Source organism: Paludibacter sp. 221, assembly GCF_010501035.1.
Taxonomy (GTDB): domain Bacteria; phylum Bacteroidota; class Bacteroidia; order Bacteroidales; family Paludibacteraceae; genus QVMH01.
In genome coordinates this window covers 13,886-30,761 of the sequence record NZ_QVMH01000033.1, presented here as the reverse complement: position 1 = coordinate 30,761, position 16,876 = coordinate 13,886, and the positions used below count along the sequence as shown (strand labels likewise).

Annotated in this window: 12 protein-coding genes; 10 read left to right on the top strand and 2 right to left on the bottom strand. The window is 40.5% G+C overall.

Annotated elements, in window-relative coordinates; all coding sequences use genetic code 11:
- Positions 1 to 358: 358 nt before the first annotated feature.
- The 4 genes from D0T49_RS08090 to D0T49_RS08075 all read left to right on the top strand — a co-directional run bounded on the left by D0T49_RS08090 (position 359) and on the right by D0T49_RS08075 (position 4,195).
- Positions 359 to 1,951, top strand: coding sequence for an ABC-F family ATP-binding cassette domain-containing protein (locus D0T49_RS08090; RefSeq protein ID WP_163630184.1), 1,593 nt, complete (start codon positions 359 to 361; stop codon positions 1,949 to 1,951).
- 105 nt (positions 1,952 to 2,056) lie between these two features.
- Positions 2,057 to 2,587, top strand: a complete 531-nt coding sequence (locus D0T49_RS08085; RefSeq protein ID WP_163630183.1) for a DUF2867 domain-containing protein — start codon at positions 2,057 to 2,059, stop codon at positions 2,585 to 2,587.
- Positions 2,584 to 3,180, top strand: coding sequence for a phosphoglycerate mutase family protein (locus D0T49_RS08080; protein ID WP_163630182.1), 597 nt, complete (start codon positions 2,584 to 2,586; stop codon positions 3,178 to 3,180). The genes D0T49_RS08085 and D0T49_RS08080 overlap by 4 nt, the downstream gene beginning before the upstream one ends.
- 70 nt (positions 3,181 to 3,250) lie before the next feature.
- Entirely contained in the window at positions 3,251 to 4,195 is a 945-nt protein-coding gene (locus D0T49_RS08075) for a GyrI-like domain-containing protein (protein ID WP_163630181.1), read from the top strand.
- A 64-nt stretch (positions 4,196 to 4,259) separates the two neighbouring features.
- Here the strand turns inward: D0T49_RS08075 and typA are convergent, their stop codons facing one another.
- A complete protein-coding gene (typA, locus tag D0T49_RS08070) occupies positions 4,260 to 6,059 on the bottom strand; it encodes a translational GTPase TypA (RefSeq protein ID WP_163630180.1) in 1,800 nt (599 codons plus the stop codon).
- A 178-nt stretch (positions 6,060 to 6,237) separates the two neighbouring features.
- Entirely contained in the window at positions 6,238 to 7,518 is a 1,281-nt protein-coding gene (metK, locus tag D0T49_RS08065) for a methionine adenosyltransferase (protein WP_163630178.1), read from the bottom strand.
- A gap of 740 nt (positions 7,519 to 8,258) precedes the next feature.
- Between metK and carB the strand changes: the two genes are divergently transcribed.
- The 6 genes from carB (at position 8,259) to D0T49_RS08035 (ending at position 16,837) form a co-directional block, all read left to right on the top strand.
- On the top strand, positions 8,259 to 11,480 hold the full coding sequence (gene carB, locus D0T49_RS08060; RefSeq protein WP_203583449.1) for a carbamoyl-phosphate synthase (glutamine-hydrolyzing) large subunit: 3,222 nt from the start codon (positions 8,259 to 8,261) through the stop codon (positions 11,478 to 11,480).
- Positions 11,481 to 11,654: 174 nt separating this feature from the next.
- Positions 11,655 to 12,038, top strand: a complete 384-nt coding sequence (locus tag D0T49_RS08055) for a DUF3791 domain-containing protein (RefSeq protein ID WP_163630176.1) — start codon at positions 11,655 to 11,657, stop codon at positions 12,036 to 12,038.
- Positions 12,038 to 12,541 (top strand): DUF3990 domain-containing protein, encoded by a 504-nt coding sequence (locus tag D0T49_RS08050; RefSeq protein ID WP_163630174.1) that lies wholly within the window; start codon positions 12,038 to 12,040, stop codon positions 12,539 to 12,541. The genes D0T49_RS08055 and D0T49_RS08050 overlap by 1 nt, the downstream gene beginning before the upstream one ends.
- A gap of 60 nt (positions 12,542 to 12,601) precedes the next feature.
- Positions 12,602 to 13,846, top strand: coding sequence for a DUF1015 domain-containing protein (locus tag D0T49_RS08045; protein WP_163630173.1), 1,245 nt, complete (start codon positions 12,602 to 12,604; stop codon positions 13,844 to 13,846).
- Positions 13,847 to 13,917: 71 nt separating this feature from the next.
- Positions 13,918 to 15,984: an OmpA family protein gene (locus tag D0T49_RS13155; protein ID WP_163630171.1), complete on the top strand. Its 2,067-nt coding sequence runs from the start codon at positions 13,918 to 13,920 to the stop codon at positions 15,982 to 15,984.
- Positions 15,985 to 16,042: 58 nt separating this feature from the next.
- Positions 16,043 to 16,837 (top strand): thymidylate synthase, encoded by a 795-nt coding sequence (locus tag D0T49_RS08035; protein ID WP_163630169.1) that lies wholly within the window; start codon positions 16,043 to 16,045, stop codon positions 16,835 to 16,837.
- The last annotated feature ends 39 nt before the right edge of the window (positions 16,838 to 16,876 follow it).

Below are 16,876 nucleotides of genomic sequence, written 5' to 3'. Positions count from 1 at the left end.
GAGCTACGAGCTCGGTGATAGACGGGGAAATTTGCGCTGCCCTCGACTTTTTATCAATACGGGCGTAGAAATCGAAGATTTCTATATAAATTTGCATCGCAAACGAATAAATTACTCCAATGAGAATATCTAAGTAAATAAATGGTCGAAGTACCATTTTCAAAGTTCCAATTCCCACGGAACTAAAATGGGACAAGTAAATATATTTTTTACCATGCCATCAATGCCGGTACTTTTACGGTATTGTTTTACTTAGAAATCAAATCTTCGGACATAAAATCTAAATACTGAGCTTTTCGTAGCTTCAGGCATTTCTTTTGATTCTAAGTGGCATTGTGGCATCTAACCACAATTCAATATGAGTCTTAACATAAACCAATTATCTTACATACACCCTGACAGAGAGGTACTTTTTGAAAACATCAACTTGTCGGTAGCAAAAGGCGAAAAAGTATCTCTGATAGGAAATAATGGTTCCGGCAAATCAACACTCCTGAAAATCATAGCAGGAAATCTGCCTACCAGTGCAGGGGAAATCGTTTTTTCAGAAAAACCCTATTACGTTCCTCAGCACTTCGGGCAATTCGATGAACTAACCGTAGCTCAGGTTTTAGGCATTGATGAAAAACTAAAAGCACTCCATGCTATATTGAAAGGTGATGCTTCCGAACAAAATTTTAATCTCCTGAATGACGACTGGAGCGTTCAAGAAAACGCATTATCAGCACTTCAGCACTGGAATGTTCCACATGTAAGCCTTTCGCAAGAAATGAGCAGTTTGAGTGGAGGCGAAAAAACAAAAGTTTTCTTATCCGGCATCAATCTCCACTTTCCCGACATTGTGTTACTGGATGAGCCCACCAATCATCTTGATAAAGCAGGCAGAAAAAAACTATATGAATTCATACAGAATTCCAATGCCGGTATTATTGTTGTTAGCCATGACAGGACGTTATTAAATCTATTGGATACAACATATGAAATACATAGAAACGGAATAGAAGCTTATGGCGGTAATTACGAATTTTATAAAATCCAAAAGGAAGAACAATTAAATGCACTACAGGAACAGCTGAGCGAAAAAGAAAAAGAACTCCGCAAAGCAAAAAAAATTGCCCGTGAAGCCATCGAAAAACAAGAAAAGCACGGTGTAAGAGGCGAAAAGGCTAATCAGAAAAAAGGAGTTCCGAAAATAGTCATGGGAAATCTGAAAAGCAAGTCGGAAAAAAGCTCTGCCAAACTAAAGGAAATCCATACAGGAAAAATGGATAATATATTAGGTGATTTAAAGGAAATTCAACAAAAATTACCTTCGGCAAAGGAATTGAAAATAAAATTTGAAGATGCAGACCTGCACAATGGCAAAGTGCTTATAACAGCAAAAGACATCAACTTCGGTTACTCTGAAAAATTATTATGGGAAAAGCCGCAGGATTTCCAGATAAGGAGCGGAGAACGAATCGTTATAAACGGCCGGAACGGTTCCGGAAAGACAACACTGATTAAACTACTATTGAACGACATACAGCCAATAAAAGGAGAAATAACACGCACGGAATTCAGCTATGTATATCTCGACCAAGATATTTCTATAATCGATAATAGCCTGACAGTATTACAACAAATTGAGAAATTTAACTCCCGGAATCTGTCCGAGCATGAACTGAAAATTCTGTTACATCGCTTCCTGTTTCCGTACGATACATGGGACAAAACCTGTGAAAAATTAAGCGGAGGCGAAAAGATACGCCTTGTATTCTGCTGCCTGCAGGTAAAGAACAATATGCCCGACTTATTCATACTGGACGAACCTACAAACAACCTTGACATACAAAGCATAGAAATAATTACCTCAGTCGTAAAATCATATAAAGGCACGGTGCTCATTATAAGTCACGACGAATACTTCATACAGGAAATAGGAATAAACAGAGAAATACAACTGGAATAATTCATTGGAGTGTTTCCCCCGATTATATTATTTGTTTACCTTTACATAGCTAAAAATATGTAAAGGTTATAATCGTTCGGTTAAGCCATAAAAATTCAAAAGGAAATGAAGGTAATCAAATGTAAAACGCCGGAACAATCACTTGCAAAAGAGTTGTCTTCAATCAATTATACCGATTGCTATAAATGCACTATAAATAAGCTGAAAGAAGATATATCGGCCGATGATATTCTCGTAAAATTCTGGACTGAAATGCCATGGTGGATAAATAAGCTGCTTGACTTACGAAACCGGCTGGTAAAAATCGTAGGGCTCAAAGGAAAAGAAGACGGAAATATAGAAACACTGGAAAACGCTATCAGAAACGGGAGTGACCATCCGCTTATGTCCATATCTGCAAAATCAGAAAATGAGACCGTGCTTGCTATGAAAGACAAACACCTGACGGCTTACTTATCATTATACATCGACAAAAAAGATGATAACAGTAGCACAAACGATATTTATACCTCCACTCTGGTCGCATTTCACAAACCATTAGGGTATATTTATTTTTATACGATCTATCCTTTTCATCATCTTGTAGTAAAAAAACTGTTGAAACATACACTCAAAAAAACTGTAACAGAAGAATGAGGAACCAGACTGACTTGCTAAAAACTGCTGATGAAAACCAAAAGCGGGCTTTTGAGATAATCAAAGAACTAAGATTGGTAGAGATATGGCAAATGCATGGGGCAAGAGCGAACCTAATAGGTTCTGTACCCAATGCACTGATAATGAAAAACAAAGATATTGATTTTCATATCTATTCCGATGCTTTTTCTATAACCGACAGCTTTGCGGCAATCGCTGAAATAGCTAAAAACAGCCGGATAAAACGCATTAGCTATGATAATCTTCTTGATACTGACGAAATGTGTATCGAGTGGCATGCATGGTATCAGGGCACAGACAATGAAACATGGCAGATTGATATGATTCATATACTGAACGAGTCGCCCTATGCAGGAAAAATGGAAGAAGTTACCCGGAGAATAAAAGAAATACTCACTCCGGAAATGCGCCTATCAATATTATCCATAAAAAACGATATTCCTGACAGCGAAAAGACAATGGGAATTGTGATTTATATGGCTGTTATCCGCGACGGAATAAGAAATTACGAAGAATTCATCCATTGGAAACAGCAACAGCAACTGAACGCCATAATAGATTGGATGCCCTAAGCAAAATAGCAAGATTTGCAAAAAGCAGAATGTAGCTTTTCTTTATATTTGTTGATTTAATCATACAAAAATGAACCCCGAAGAAAGAAGCAGGCAGGAATATATTTCGCGAATCAACAAGGTGATGGACTATATTGAAAAAAATATTGATAAACCTATCGACCTGCAAACACTTGCACAAACAGCACATTTCTCGCCATACCATTTTCACAGAATTTTCACTTTCCTTACAGGCGAAACTCCAAATAATTTTCTTTTACGGGTACGTATCGAAAAATCGGCATATATGCTACGCAACAAAGAACATTCAATAGGCGACATAGCCTACCGGTGCGGTTTCAACAACGTATCTACATTCAGCCGTACGTTCCGCAAATTCTTTAACGTTACGGCGAAAGAATTCAGAAAATCTGAAAAAGCAGTATATACAAAAGACAACTTATTATATAGCAAGAATGGTCAACTGATAAGCAAGAACGGACAAGTAATATCTCAAAATCATCCTCAATTTTGCAGTGTCGAATTTAACAACTTAATAATTATGAACACAAAAATTGAAGTAAAGGAAATGCCCGAAATGCAGGTAATCTATGTCCGCCACCGTGGCCAGTTTTATGAAATTTACAAAGCCTACGAAAAGCTGTTCAGATGGGCAGGTCCAAGAGGATTGGCCGATAAGCCCGAAGCAAAAACAATGACAGTTTACCATGACGACCCATCAGTCACCGACATAATGAATGTGCGTCAGGACGCATGCCTCGTCGTAACAGAAGATGTAAAAACCGAAGGTGAAATAGGTAAAATGACAGTAGATGGAGGAAAATATGCTGTAGGGCGTTTTGAAATAGGAAATGAAGAATTTCAGCGAGCATGGAACACCATGTGCCAATGGTTTACCGAAAGCGGGTATCAGGCAGCCGATGCCAATACCTACGAATTATACCACAACAACCATTTGGAACATCCTGAAAAGAAACATATTGTAGACATTTGTATTCCGGTAAAACCACTGTAAACAAAAAACGGGATTCATATTCTTTTATGAATCCCATTTTTTATTCAATATTCTTCTCAAGAAGTTATTTTTTCGAAACACGTTTTCGTTCATTTTCGTCGAGGATAATTTTCCGCAAGCGTATTTTCGTTGGAGTCACTTCCACGTACTCATCCTCTTTAATATACTCCAATGCCTCTTCCAGACTAAATACTACCGGTGGAATTAACCGTACTTTATCATCAGAACCAGAGGCACGTACGTTAGTAAGTTTTTTCGATTTAGTTACATTAACAACCAAATCTCCCTCTTTCGAGCTCTCTCCTACTACCTGCCCTGCATATACTTCGTCCTGAGGGAAAATAAAGAAACGGCCACGATCCTGCAATTTATCTATAGAGTAAGCAAAAGCTGTCCCGCTTTCCATTGCTATGATAGAGCCATTATTCCGTTTTTCAATATCACCCTTATAAGGCTGATACTCGTGAAAGCGGTGCGACATGATAGCTTCGCCCGCCGATACGGTCAGTACATTATTCCGCAAACCGATAATACCACGCGAAGGAATCAAAAATTCTAACTGAATACGGTCGTTTTTCACTTCCATACTAAGCATTTCGCCCTTGCGTGTAGCAACCATCTCAATCACCTTGCCCGACGACTCTTCGGGTAAGTTTATAGTTAACTGCTCTACAGGCTCGCATTTTACACCATTTATTTCTTTGAAAATTACCTGTGGTTGCCCTACCTGTAGTTCATAACCTTCACGGCGCATGGTTTCAATCAACACAGATAAGTGCAGCACTCCCCTACCATACACATGCCAGATATCCGAATCCATACTTTTCTCAACCCGCAAAGCCAGATTTTTATCAAGCTCTTTAATAAGGCGCTCGTGTATATGGCGCGAAGTTACAAACTTACCTTCTTTTCCAAAAAACGGAGAATCGTTTATAGTGAACACCATACTCATTGTTGGCTCATCTATTGCAATGGGCTTTAATGCTTCCGGATTGTTAATATCGGCAATGGTATCGCCAATTTCAAACCCGTCGATACCAACCAACGCACATATATCGCCTGAGCTTACTTCCATGCTTTTACTCCGTCCCAGCCCGGTAAACGTATGCAGTTCTTTGATACGCGATTTTACAACCGTTCCATCACGCTTCACCAAACTCACATCCATATTTTCCCTTAGCGTACCACGATGCACACGCCCTACCGCTATACGTCCCACATAAGCAGAATAGTCGAGGGATGTTATCAGCATTTGCGGAGTACCATCCAAAGTCTTTGGTTCGGGAATATATTTAATGATAGCATCAAGCAAGGGCAAAATATTGTCAGTAGGATTTTTCCAGTCCTCCGACATCCAGTTTTGTTTAGCTGAGCCATATATGGTATGAAAACCAAGCTGTTCCTCTGTAGCATCCAGATTATACATCAAATCGAAAACAGCTTCGTTAACTTCATCCGGACGACAATTTGGCTTATCTACCTTATTTACCACCACAATAGGCAACAGCCCCATTTGCAGTGCTTTCTGAAGCACAAACCGTGTTTGCGGCATAGGGCCTTCAAAAGCATCGACCAACAGCAATACGCCATCAGCCATATTCAATACCCGCTCTACCTCGCCACCAAAATCGGCGTGTCCCGGAGTATCTATGATATTGATTTTATATCCGTTATAATCAATCGAAACGTTCTTAGCAAGGATTGTAATCCCTCGCTCACGTTCCAGTTCGTTATTATCCATTATCAACTCTCCGGTATCTTCATTCTCGCGAAACAGTTTTCCGGCATGCAGCATCTTATCAACCAAAGTTGTTTTTCCGTGGTCGACGTGTGCTATAATTGCAATATTCCTAATTTTTTGCATTTGACACAATCTTTTTTGAGGGTGCAAAGGTAGTGAAAAACAGCGGTTTTTTTATAAAACCAAGAAAAAGAATTTAGAAATAATCACTGAATAAACAGCAATTCATAAAATACAACAAAAACAGAGAAGCCTGATTCGTAAATCAGGCTTCTTTATTCTATAGTTTTTTAAAAAAAGGCTACAATGAAAACTTCTTTTTGATTGGTTCAACCATATCTGTTTTTTCCCAAGTAAACAGCTCTACTTTTTCAGTAAACTCGTTCCCATTACCATCTCTGAAAGTTTTGGTTACCTCCCGTGGCGTACGCCCCACGTGACCATAAGAGGCTGTTTCTTCATAAATAGGATTGCGGAGTTTCAGGCGTTCCTCAATAGCTTTCGGACGCATATCGAAAATATCGCTAATTTTTTCAGCTATTTCACTATCAGGCATATTTACTTTAGCCGTACCATATGTATTAATGTATATATTCATAGGTTTTGCCACCCCAATGGCATAAGCCACTTGCACCAGCACCTCATCGGCCAAACCTGCCGCTACCATATTTTTTGCAATATGGCGGGCTGCATAAGCTGCCGAACGGTCAACCTTCGATGGGTCTTTTCCCGAAAAAGCACCACCACCATGCGCGCCTTTACCTCCGTAGGTATCTACTATAATTTTTCTACCTGTCAGGCCTGTATCACCGTGCGGGCCACCAATAACAAATTTGCCCGTAGGGTTTACATGCAAAGTATATTCGCCTTTGAATAAATCGACAAACTGAGGGGCTTGTGCTTTCACACGGGGAATCAGGATATTTTGCACATCTTCCTTTATCTTAGCCAGCATTTCCTTATCAGCCTCCTCTTGCGTTTTTCCCTCGGTTGGCTGTACAAACTCATCATGCTGGGTCGAAACCACAATAGTATGCACTTTTACCGGACGGTTGTTATCATCATACTCAATAGTTACCTGCGATTTTGAATCGGGGCGCAAGTAAGTCATTTCTTTCCCTTCGCGGCGGATAACAGCCAACTCTTTTACCAACGCGTGCGACAAGTCCAACGCAATAGGTAACAGTGTTTGCGATTCGCTGGTAGCATATCCAAACATCATACCTTGGTCGCCAGCACCCTGATTCATAGGATCTTCGCGTTCCACTCCACGATTAATATCGGCCGACTGCTCGTGTATAGCCGAGAAAATACCACACGCATTGCCGTCAAACATATAATCGCTTTTGGTATAACCGATACGATTGATAACACGACGTGCAACAGATTGCACATCTACATAAGCATTCGATTTTACTTCGCCGGCCAGCACTACCTGTCCGGTTGTCACCAGCGTCTCGCAGGCTACTTTTGAGTTGCGGTCGAGCGCCAGAAAATTATCCAGAACAGCGTCTGAAATCTGGTCGGCTACTTTGTCAGGATGACCTTCCGATACCGATTCGGATGAAAATAAATATCCCATAATAATTCCAAAATTTAAAAAAGTTATACTTGAATTATACAGGAAAGTTTTTGGAGGACTATAAACAAAGGCAGAAAAGCATATTATAATTTTAGCATTTTTTTCTGTGGTTGCAAGCAGTCCAAATCTTTCCACATCTTTTACGCTGCAAAGGTAATTAATAAAAATATAACGAAGAAAAAAAATTGAAGTTAAATAGAGTTTATATTCAATAATCTATTATAAAGCTTATTTATAAATCATTATAGTATTAAAAGCTCCCGTAGGGAACAAAGTTTGGTAATGTACAAATTACTCAATTATCCGGCGTGCCGTAAGTACGCGACAATTAGTGAGGAAGTTGCGTACCTAACGGCACGCCCGCTATATCTAAAGATCGTATTTTACCAAACTTCCACTCCTAACGGAGTGCATATATTTGAACTTCAACACATCAATCAATATAAAATACTGATAATTAAAGCTGTAGCTTTTTATTGAATATAATATCTAATAGTCGAAAATAAAAATTCAAAAAACTATATCATAATATTTTTCTATTCAAAAAAAAAATATTTACTTTGCACTAATTTTGAACATACATAAAAATGTACCCGAAGAATAAGCAAAATATGGTCTCATGTTTACACGACATTAAACCTTATTTTCATTTTTATAATTTACAAATGCGTTAGTTTTTTCTAACGCATTTTTTGTATCATACAGAAACGTAAACAATAACAAATAACACATACAAACAAATGTCAATCAACGAAAGAATCAAAAAAGTAATTGTACTCGGGTCGGGTGCTTTAAAAATCGGTCAGGCAGGAGAATTTGATTATTCAGGCTCGCAAGCATTAAAAGCAATGCGCGAAGAAGGAATATCAACCGTACTAATCAATCCTAATATCGCAACCATCCAAACATCCGAAGGAGTTGCAGACAAGGTTTATTTCTTACCTGTAACACCTTATTTTGTAGAGGAAATTATCAAAAAAGAAAAGCCTGACGGAATCCTCTTAGCTTTCGGCGGTCAGACAGCACTTAACTGCGGTACAGAAATGTATCTGAACGGCACGCTGAAAAAACATGGTGTAGAAGTGCTTGGTACTTCAGTCGAAGCCATAATGGCTACCGAAGACCGTGATTTATTTGTTAAAAAACTGGATGAGATAGAGGTGAAAACTCCGGCCAGCCAAGCAGTTGAAAGCATGGAAGATGCCATTGCAGCAGCAAACCGCTTAGGATTCCCAGTAATGGTGCGTTCGGCCTACGCACTCGGAGGTTTAGGAAGCGGCATCTGTAATAATCTGGAAGAATTTAAAACCCTGTGCGAAAGCTCTTTTGCCTACTCAACGCAAATTCTTGTTGAAGAATCGCTTAAAGGCTGGAAAGAAATAGAATTTGAAGTTATCCGCGACAAAAACGACCATTGCTTCACCGTAGTGCCAATGGAGAATGTTGACCCGCTTGGTGTGCATACCGGCGAAAGTATCGTAGTAGCTCCTATCTGCTCGCTGAGAAAAGACCAGATAGACCTACTCGAAGATATTGCTAAAAAAACCGTGCGCCACATCGGTATCGTAGGCGAGTGTAACATACAATACGCTTTCAATGCCGAAACCAACGACTACCGTGTAATCGAAATCAACGCGCGTCTCAGCCGCTCGTCAGCCTTAGCATCCAAAGCAAGCGGCTACCCGTTGGCATTTGTCGCAGCAAAACTGGCATTAGGGTACTCGCTCGACCAAATTGGCGAAATGGGAACGCCTAACTCTGCCTACGTAGCTCCTTCGGTCGATTATATGATTGTGAAGATACCACGATGGGACTTAACAAAATTTGCCGGTGTTTCGCGCCAAATCGGTTCAAGCATGAAATCGGTAGGCGAAATCATGTCGGTAGGTAAATCATTCGAAGAAATTATACAAAAAGGGCTTCGGATGATTGGACAAGGGATGCACGGATTTGTAGGGAACAACAATCTGGAATTTGAAAATCTGGACGATGAACTGGCAAACCCTACAGACCTACGCATCTTCGCCATCGCAAAAGCATTGGAACAAGGTTATACAGTAGAGCGTATCTATGAATTAACAAAAATAGACCACTGGTTCCTCAACGGGTTGAAAAACATCGTTGATTTTTCGAACAAGCTAAAAACTTATGGCAATATCGAAAATATCCCTGCCGATGTATTGAAAGAAGCAAAACGCCTTGGATTCTCCGACTTCCAGATAGCACGCTTTGCCGAAAATGCAGAGGGCAACCTTGAAAAAGATTCGCTTCGTGTACGTGCTTTGCGGAAAAAGAACAATATATTACCATCAGTAAAACGCATCAACACCATTGCCTCGGAAAATCCCGACCTGACAAACTACTTGTATATAACATACGATGGGTCGGAAAACGAAGTTCCTTATTTCAAAAACGACAAATCGGTAGTTGTATTAGGCTCGGGAGCTTACCGGATTGGTAGCTCGGTGGAGTTCGACTGGTGTTCGGTAAACGCTGTACAAACCGCGCGTAAATTAGGCTACAAGTCTATCATGATAAACTATAACCCTGAAACAGTTTCGACAGACTATGATATGTGCGACCGCCTGTATTTCGACGAATTATCGTTCGAGCGTGTACTGGACGTACTCGACTTGGAAATGCCAAAAGGAGTAATCGTTTCGATGGGAGGGCAAATTCCTAACAACCTTGCAATACGCCTCCACCGTCAAGACATTCCAATACTTGGCACTTCGCCGCTATCGATAGACCGCGCCGAAAACCGTCACAAATTCTCAAGCATGCTCGACCAGCTCGACATAGACCAACCCGCTTGGCAAGAGCTTACCAGCATGACCGAAATTTACAGTTTTGTAGACAAGGTGGGGTATCCTGTACTGGTGCGTCCTTCATATGTACTTTCGGGAGCTGCAATGAATGTTTGCTACAATGCCGAAGAACTGGAAACATTCCTGAAACTTGCAAAGAACGTATCGAAAGAATTTCCGGTAGTAGTTTCCCAATTCCTGCAAAACGCAAAGGAAATTGAGTTTGATGCTGTAGCACACAATGGTGAAGTGATTGAATACGCAATTTCCGAGCACGTTGAATTTGCCGGAGTTCACTCCGGTGATGCAACCCTTGTTTTCCCTGCTCAGAAAATATATTTTGAAACTGCACGACGCATCAAACGCATAAGCCGCAAGATTGCCAAAGAGCTGAATATCAGCGGGCCGTTCAACATCCAATACCTTGCAAAAAACAACGAGGTTAAAGTAATCGAATGTAACCTGCGTGCTTCACGTAGTTTCCCTTTCGTATCTAAAGTACTGAAAAGGAATTTTATTGAAACTGCAACCAAAATCATGCTCGATGCTCCGTATGAAAAACCGGATACTTCGGCCTTCGATATCGACTGGATTGGAGTAAAAGCATCACAATTCTCATTCTCGCGTTTACATAATGCCGACCCTGTACTCAGCGTAGACATGTCGTCGACAGGCGAAGTAGGTTGCTTGGGAGACGATTTCAGCGAGGCGCTTCTCACTTCAATGATTTCGGTAGGTTATACTATTCCTAAGAAAACAGTGATGGTATCGTCGGGCGACAGTAAATCGAAAGTAGATATGCTCGAAGCTTGCAAAATGCTTCAGGAGCACAACTACGAGATATATGCTACCGGAGGTACAAAAGATTTCTTGGAATCGAACGGAGTGAAAGCGCACATGGTAAGCTGGCCTGATGAAAACAAGGACAACAACATACTGGATATGATGAATAATCACAAGTTCGACTTGGTGGTAAATATCCCTAAAAATCATACACGCCGCGAACTCACCAACGGCTACAAAATACGCCGGGGAGCTATCGACCATAATATCCCTCTGATTACAAACGCGCGTCTTGCAAGTGCATTTATCGAAGCATTCTGCACCATGAAAGAAAGCGACATTGCAATCAAAAGCTGGCAGGAGTATGAATAAAAACATCTTCTGAAAAACGTGTAAAACAAAAGCGCTACTCCAAATACATATACGGATAGCGCTTTTGTTTTAGTTAAGCTTTTTTCTTACTTTTGTATAGTTTTTTAGCCGGTAATGACAAAAGAGAATATAAATAGTAGCATAATCCCTTTCAAAATTCAACAATTAATAGATATGATTGTTGAAAAAAAACATCTTGATGTAGAAAGTGCTTTTTATTATTTATATACCAGCGATTTGTACCGGAATTTAACCGAAAAAGATTCTTCTCTGTGGCAACAAAGTACCCTCAGTTTGTACGAATCATTGAAAAAGGAAAAGTTATCTGCTAACAAAACACAAGAGCATAATTCAAAAATCACACTATTCCAAGCGTTTTGTTTGGAACAATACAAAAAGCAACATAATATAAGTGCAACCGATAGCTTATATATCTTTCTGAGTTATGATGTTTTTAAATACATCGAATCCGTTTACCAAACCCTGCATACACAGAGTGAATATTATATCATAGCCGAAATCGACAAGTACATAAAACGAAAAAAAGAAGAGGAATAATGAAACTATACCACGGTTCGGTTTATCATATCAAAACACCCGATATTAGAAAAGGTCGTGATAGTGTTGATTTCGGGAAAGGATTTTACACTACTCTGAACTTTGAACAAGCTAAGCGTTGGGCGCTGAATAAAGAAAAAACTGCAGGTAAAACGAGTTCGGCTGTTGTTTCGGTTTATGACATGCCAGACACTTTATTGACAAACAAAAATTACAACATCCGGCTTTTCAATGCCCCCGACGAAGATTGGCTTACATTTGTAATCAACTGTAGAAAAGGTATTACCCACGAATACGATATTGTTTTCGGTCCGGTTGCCGACGACAGAATATACGCAACAATCACTCTCTTCGAATCGGGTGTTTTAACCGCCGAAGCAACAATAGCACAACTTCGTATAAACGAGGTTTTTAACCAGATATCATTCCATAGCGGAAAAGCAATTAAAGAACTCCTATATATCAAATCATTAACTGTAAAAGAAGATACTTTTGCTCCATAACAGTAACTTTATGTATTTTTGTACTTTACAAAATTTCAAACTATAAAATCATCAATTACTATGGCTGTCATCAAACCGTTCAGGGGAATACGCCCTCCAAAAAACTTAGTTGAAAAAGTAGCATCACGTCCTTACGATGTGTTAAACTCAGAGGAAGCACGTGCCGAAGCCGAAGGCAACCCATATTCTCTATATCATATCATTAAACCCGAAATAGACTTTGCTCCCGGTACTGACGAGCATCTGCCCGAAGTGTACGAAAAAGCACTGGAAAACTTCACAAACTTCAAGCAAAAAGGGTGGCTGGTACAAGACGAGCAAGAGCAGTACTATGTATATGCGCAAACAATGAACGGACGCACACAATACGGGCTGGTGCTTTGCGCGTCGGTAGAAGACTACATGACAGGCAAGATAAAAAAACACGAGCTTACACGCCGTGATAAAGAAGAAGACCGCATGAAACACGTTCGTGTAAACAATGCTAACATCGAACCCGTGTTTTTTGCTTATCCTCATCAGGACGAAATAGACGCAATAGTAACAGAAGTTGTAAAAAGCGCTCCCGAATACGATTTCACAGCTACTGATGGCGTAGGTCACCACTTCTGGGTAATAGACGATAAGAAAACAATTGACCGCATTACGGAAATCTTCGCACAAATTCCGGCGTTGTATATTGCCGACGGACACCACCGGAGTGCAGCAGCAGCATTGGTAGGCGACGAGAAACACCGTCAGAATACAAGCCACACAGGCGACGAAGAATACAACTATTTCATGGCTGTTTGCTTCCCCGACAACCAACTGAGCATCATTGATTACAACCGCGTAGTAAAAGACCTGAACGGGATGACCGACGGGGAGTTTCTTGAAAGGCTGTCGAAAAATTTTGATGTAGAACCCAAAGGAAAAGATACATACAAACCCAATAAATTACATAATTTTTCGTTGTATCTATCGGGCGAATGGTACTCGCTTACTGCAAAACCCGGAATGTATGATGACAACGACCCCATCGGAGTGCTGGATGTTACCATTTCATCTAACCTGATACTGGATGAATTACTGGGAATAAAAGACTTACGAAGCGACAAACGCGTAGATTTTGTAGGAGGTATCCGTGGGTTGGAAGAGCTTAAACGCCGTGTTGACAATGGTGAAATGCAAGCTGCAATAGCTTTGTATCCTGTGTCGATGAAACAACTTATCGACATCGCAGATACAGGCAACATCATGCCGCCAAAAACAACGTGGTTCGAACCCAAATTACGTTCGGGAATTGTTATTCACGAACTGATTTAAAAGCCTCCCCCCAACCCCTCCGAAAGAGGGGCTGGGGGTTGCAAAGCAATACCATATAGTACGAATTTGATATGATAAAAATAAAAAACTATATTGACAAGAAGACCTCAACATACAAAACTATCTTAAAAGCCTTCCCTTGGGGGAGGTTTGGAGGGGCTTTATTATTGCTTTGTGTACTAATCTTTTCCGGCTGTGGAGTAAAAAGACGGATAAGCAAAGCGGACAAACGTTTCGAAATAGGAGAATATTATACTGCGGGAGATTTGTATAAAAGCTCGTATGGCAAGGTATCGTCAAAAGATAAACCTCTGCGTGCTTATGTAGCCTTCAGGCAGGGAGAAGCGTACCGTATGATAAACCATAACAGAACATCATACGCTTATCTGAATGCTATAAGAAATAACTATCCTGACAGCATTGTTTTTTTCCATTATGCGCAAGCCTTACAGAAAGAAGGAAAATACACCGACGCTGCAAAAAACTATGAGATATATCTTGAACACGACTCGACTAATGTAGCTGCTAAAAACGGTTTATATGCATCTCAAATGGCTGCTGAATGGAGAAGCAATCCTACACGATATAAAGTAAGCAAATCGAAGGAGTTCAATGTTCGCCGCTACTCCACGTTTTCTCCCGCTTATGTAGGTCAATCAACAGATGTTTTAATTTTCACTTCGGCACGCTCTGCCGACAAAAAAAAGAAAACAAAAAATAATGCTATTACCGGTATGCCGAACAACAATATGTATTCGGTACGGAAAAATGCCACCGGAAAATGGGAAGCACCTGAAATTTTAGAAGCAGAAATAAACACGCCAAACGCGGAAAATGGAGTTAGTGCGTTTACTGCCGATGGCAAAACCATGTACTTTACCCGCGCACGTAAGGCAGCAGCTGATGCAGGGACGGAAATCATGGTATCAAACCGTGCAGGAGGTGCATGGAGCGAGCCTAAACCACTCAAGGTATTTCAGGACAGTACTATTTTAGTAGCGCATCCTACTATTTCTTCTGATGGAGGAACACTCTATTTTGTATCAGACGCTCCCGATGGTTTCGGAGGAAAAGATATATGGCGGTGCAAACTGGAAAATGGCGAATGTAAGTACATTGAAAACATGGGAGCCGACATCAATACTCCGGGAGATGAAATGTTCCCCATGATGCGCCACGATGGCACATTATATTTTGCATCGGATGGACATCCGGGCATGGGGGGATTGGATATTTTCAGAGCCACTCCTTTAGCACAAGATGACAGCAGCAATAAAACACATTGGGTTGTGGAAAACATGGGAGTACCCATCAATTCGCAGTTCGACGATTTTGGAATTACTTTTGCCGGAAAAAGCGAAAGCGGGTTCTTTTCGTCCAACCGAAACGAGCGTCAGGGATATGATATGATTTGGAATTTTGAACTACCTGAGCTTGCTTACGTGATAGAGGGAAAAGTTATGGACGATAAAGACGGAATTGTACCCGACGCCACAGTACGGCTGGTAGGCAACGACGGAACAAACACACGCATCCAAACCCGGAAAGACGGTTCGTACCGCATTAAACTCAACAAGAATGTAGATTATGTGATGATGGCTTCGGCAAGAGGATATCTGAACCAGAACTATAAATTCTCCACTCAAGAATTGGCCGACAGTAAATCTTTTCAATCTGATTTCCACCTTCCGCCGATATTCAAGCCTGTTCAAATCGAGAATATATTTTACGAATTTGGCAAGTGGGATTTAACTCCGAACTCCGAAGCCGGTTTGCAAGTGCTTTTAAAATTACTGAACGATAACCCTAACATCACTATTGAACTTAGCGCGCACACCGACTACATAGGAAACGATGCAAATAATAAAACATTATCAGAAAAGCGTGCCGAGTCGGTTGTGAAATACCTTATAACGCATGGCATTGCCAAAGACCGCTTAAGCTCGGCTGGATATGGAGAAGAAAAACCTTTTGTGGTAGATGCTTTCACGGCTAAGAAGTTTCCGTTTTTAAAGGAAAACAATGAACTGACCGAAGAATTTATTTTAAAATTGACCCCTGCACAACAGGAAATTGCCAACCAAATAAACAGGCGTACAGAGTTTAAGGTACTGAAAACAAATTACAATTTATATTAGAAACTGTTTAAATTTACCATAAACAATACAACCGTCTTTGAATGGTTATAAAAAAAGCATGAAACAATATTTAGATTTATTACAACGTGTACTGGATGAAGGAATCCAGAAAGAAGACCGAACCGGAACCGGAACAATTAGCGTGTTCGGACATCAGATGCGCTTCGATATGGAAGAAGGATTTCCGTGCCTGACAACAAAAAAACTTCATTTAAAATCAATCATATATGAGTTGCTTTGGTTTCTTAAAGGTGATACCAATGTAAAATATCTGCAAGACAACGGAGTGCGTATTTGGAACGAGTGGGCTGACGAAAACGGCAACTTAGGCCCTGTGTATGGAGCACAATGGCGCTCGTGGCCCGATTACAACGGCGGACATATCGACCAGATAACCGAAGTGGTAAACACGATAAAGAATAACCCTGATTCGCGCCGGATTATGGTTAGTGCATGGAATGTGGCGGATATTCCAAACATGAAGCTACCACCCTGTCATGCTTTTTTTCAATTTTACGTAGCTAACGGCAAACTCAGTTTACAACTGTATCAACGTAGTGCAGATATTTTTCTGGGAGTACCATTCAATATAGCTTCGTATGCTTTATTACTACAGATGATGGCACAGGTAACAGGGCTGAAAGCAGGCGATTTTGTCCATACCTTTGGCGATGCACATATTTACACCAACCACTTGGAACAAGTGAAATTGCAACTAAGCCGCGAGCCACGCCCATTGCCTACCATGAAAATTAATCCGGAAGTAAAAGATATTTTCTCATTCGATTATTCCGATTTTGAACTTATAGATTACGACCCTCATCCACACATCAAAGGTATAGTAGCAGTATAAAATCATTCGGGGCTTCTAAGTATATAGAAGCCCCGAATG

What these genes read in the sequence shown, in the direction of transcription:
- D0T49_RS08035 (WP_163630169.1), top strand. Translation starts at nt 16,043, where the DNA reads ATGAAACAATATTTAGATTTATTACAACGTGTACTGGATGAAGGAATC.
- D0T49_RS08055 (WP_163630176.1), top strand. Translation starts at nt 11,655, where the DNA reads ATGATTGTTGAAAAAAAACATCTTGATGTAGAAAGTGCTTTTTATTAT.
- D0T49_RS08085 (WP_163630183.1), top strand. Translation starts at nt 2,057, where the DNA reads ATGAAGGTAATCAAATGTAAAACGCCGGAACAATCACTTGCAAAAGAG.
- D0T49_RS08045 (WP_163630173.1), top strand. Translation starts at nt 12,602, where the DNA reads ATGGCTGTCATCAAACCGTTCAGGGGAATACGCCCTCCAAAAAACTTA.
- D0T49_RS08090 (WP_163630184.1), top strand. Translation starts at nt 359, where the DNA reads ATGAGTCTTAACATAAACCAATTATCTTACATACACCCTGACAGAGAG.
- D0T49_RS08075 (WP_163630181.1), top strand. Translation starts at nt 3,251, where the DNA reads ATGAACCCCGAAGAAAGAAGCAGGCAGGAATATATTTCGCGAATCAAC.
- carB (WP_203583449.1), top strand. Translation starts at nt 8,259, where the DNA reads ATGTCAATCAACGAAAGAATCAAAAAAGTAATTGTACTCGGGTCGGGT.
- D0T49_RS08080 (WP_163630182.1), top strand. Translation starts at nt 2,584, where the DNA reads ATGAGGAACCAGACTGACTTGCTAAAAACTGCTGATGAAAACCAAAAG.
- D0T49_RS08050 (WP_163630174.1), top strand. Translation starts at nt 12,038, where the DNA reads ATGAAACTATACCACGGTTCGGTTTATCATATCAAAACACCCGATATT.
- typA (WP_163630180.1), bottom strand. Translation starts at nt 6,059, where the DNA reads ATGCAAAAAATTAGGAATATTGCAATTATAGCACACGTCGACCACGGA.
- D0T49_RS13155 (WP_163630171.1), top strand. Translation starts at nt 13,918, where the DNA reads ATGATAAAAATAAAAAACTATATTGACAAGAAGACCTCAACATACAAA.
- metK (WP_163630178.1), bottom strand. Translation starts at nt 7,518, where the DNA reads ATGGGATATTTATTTTCATCCGAATCGGTATCGGAAGGTCATCCTGAC.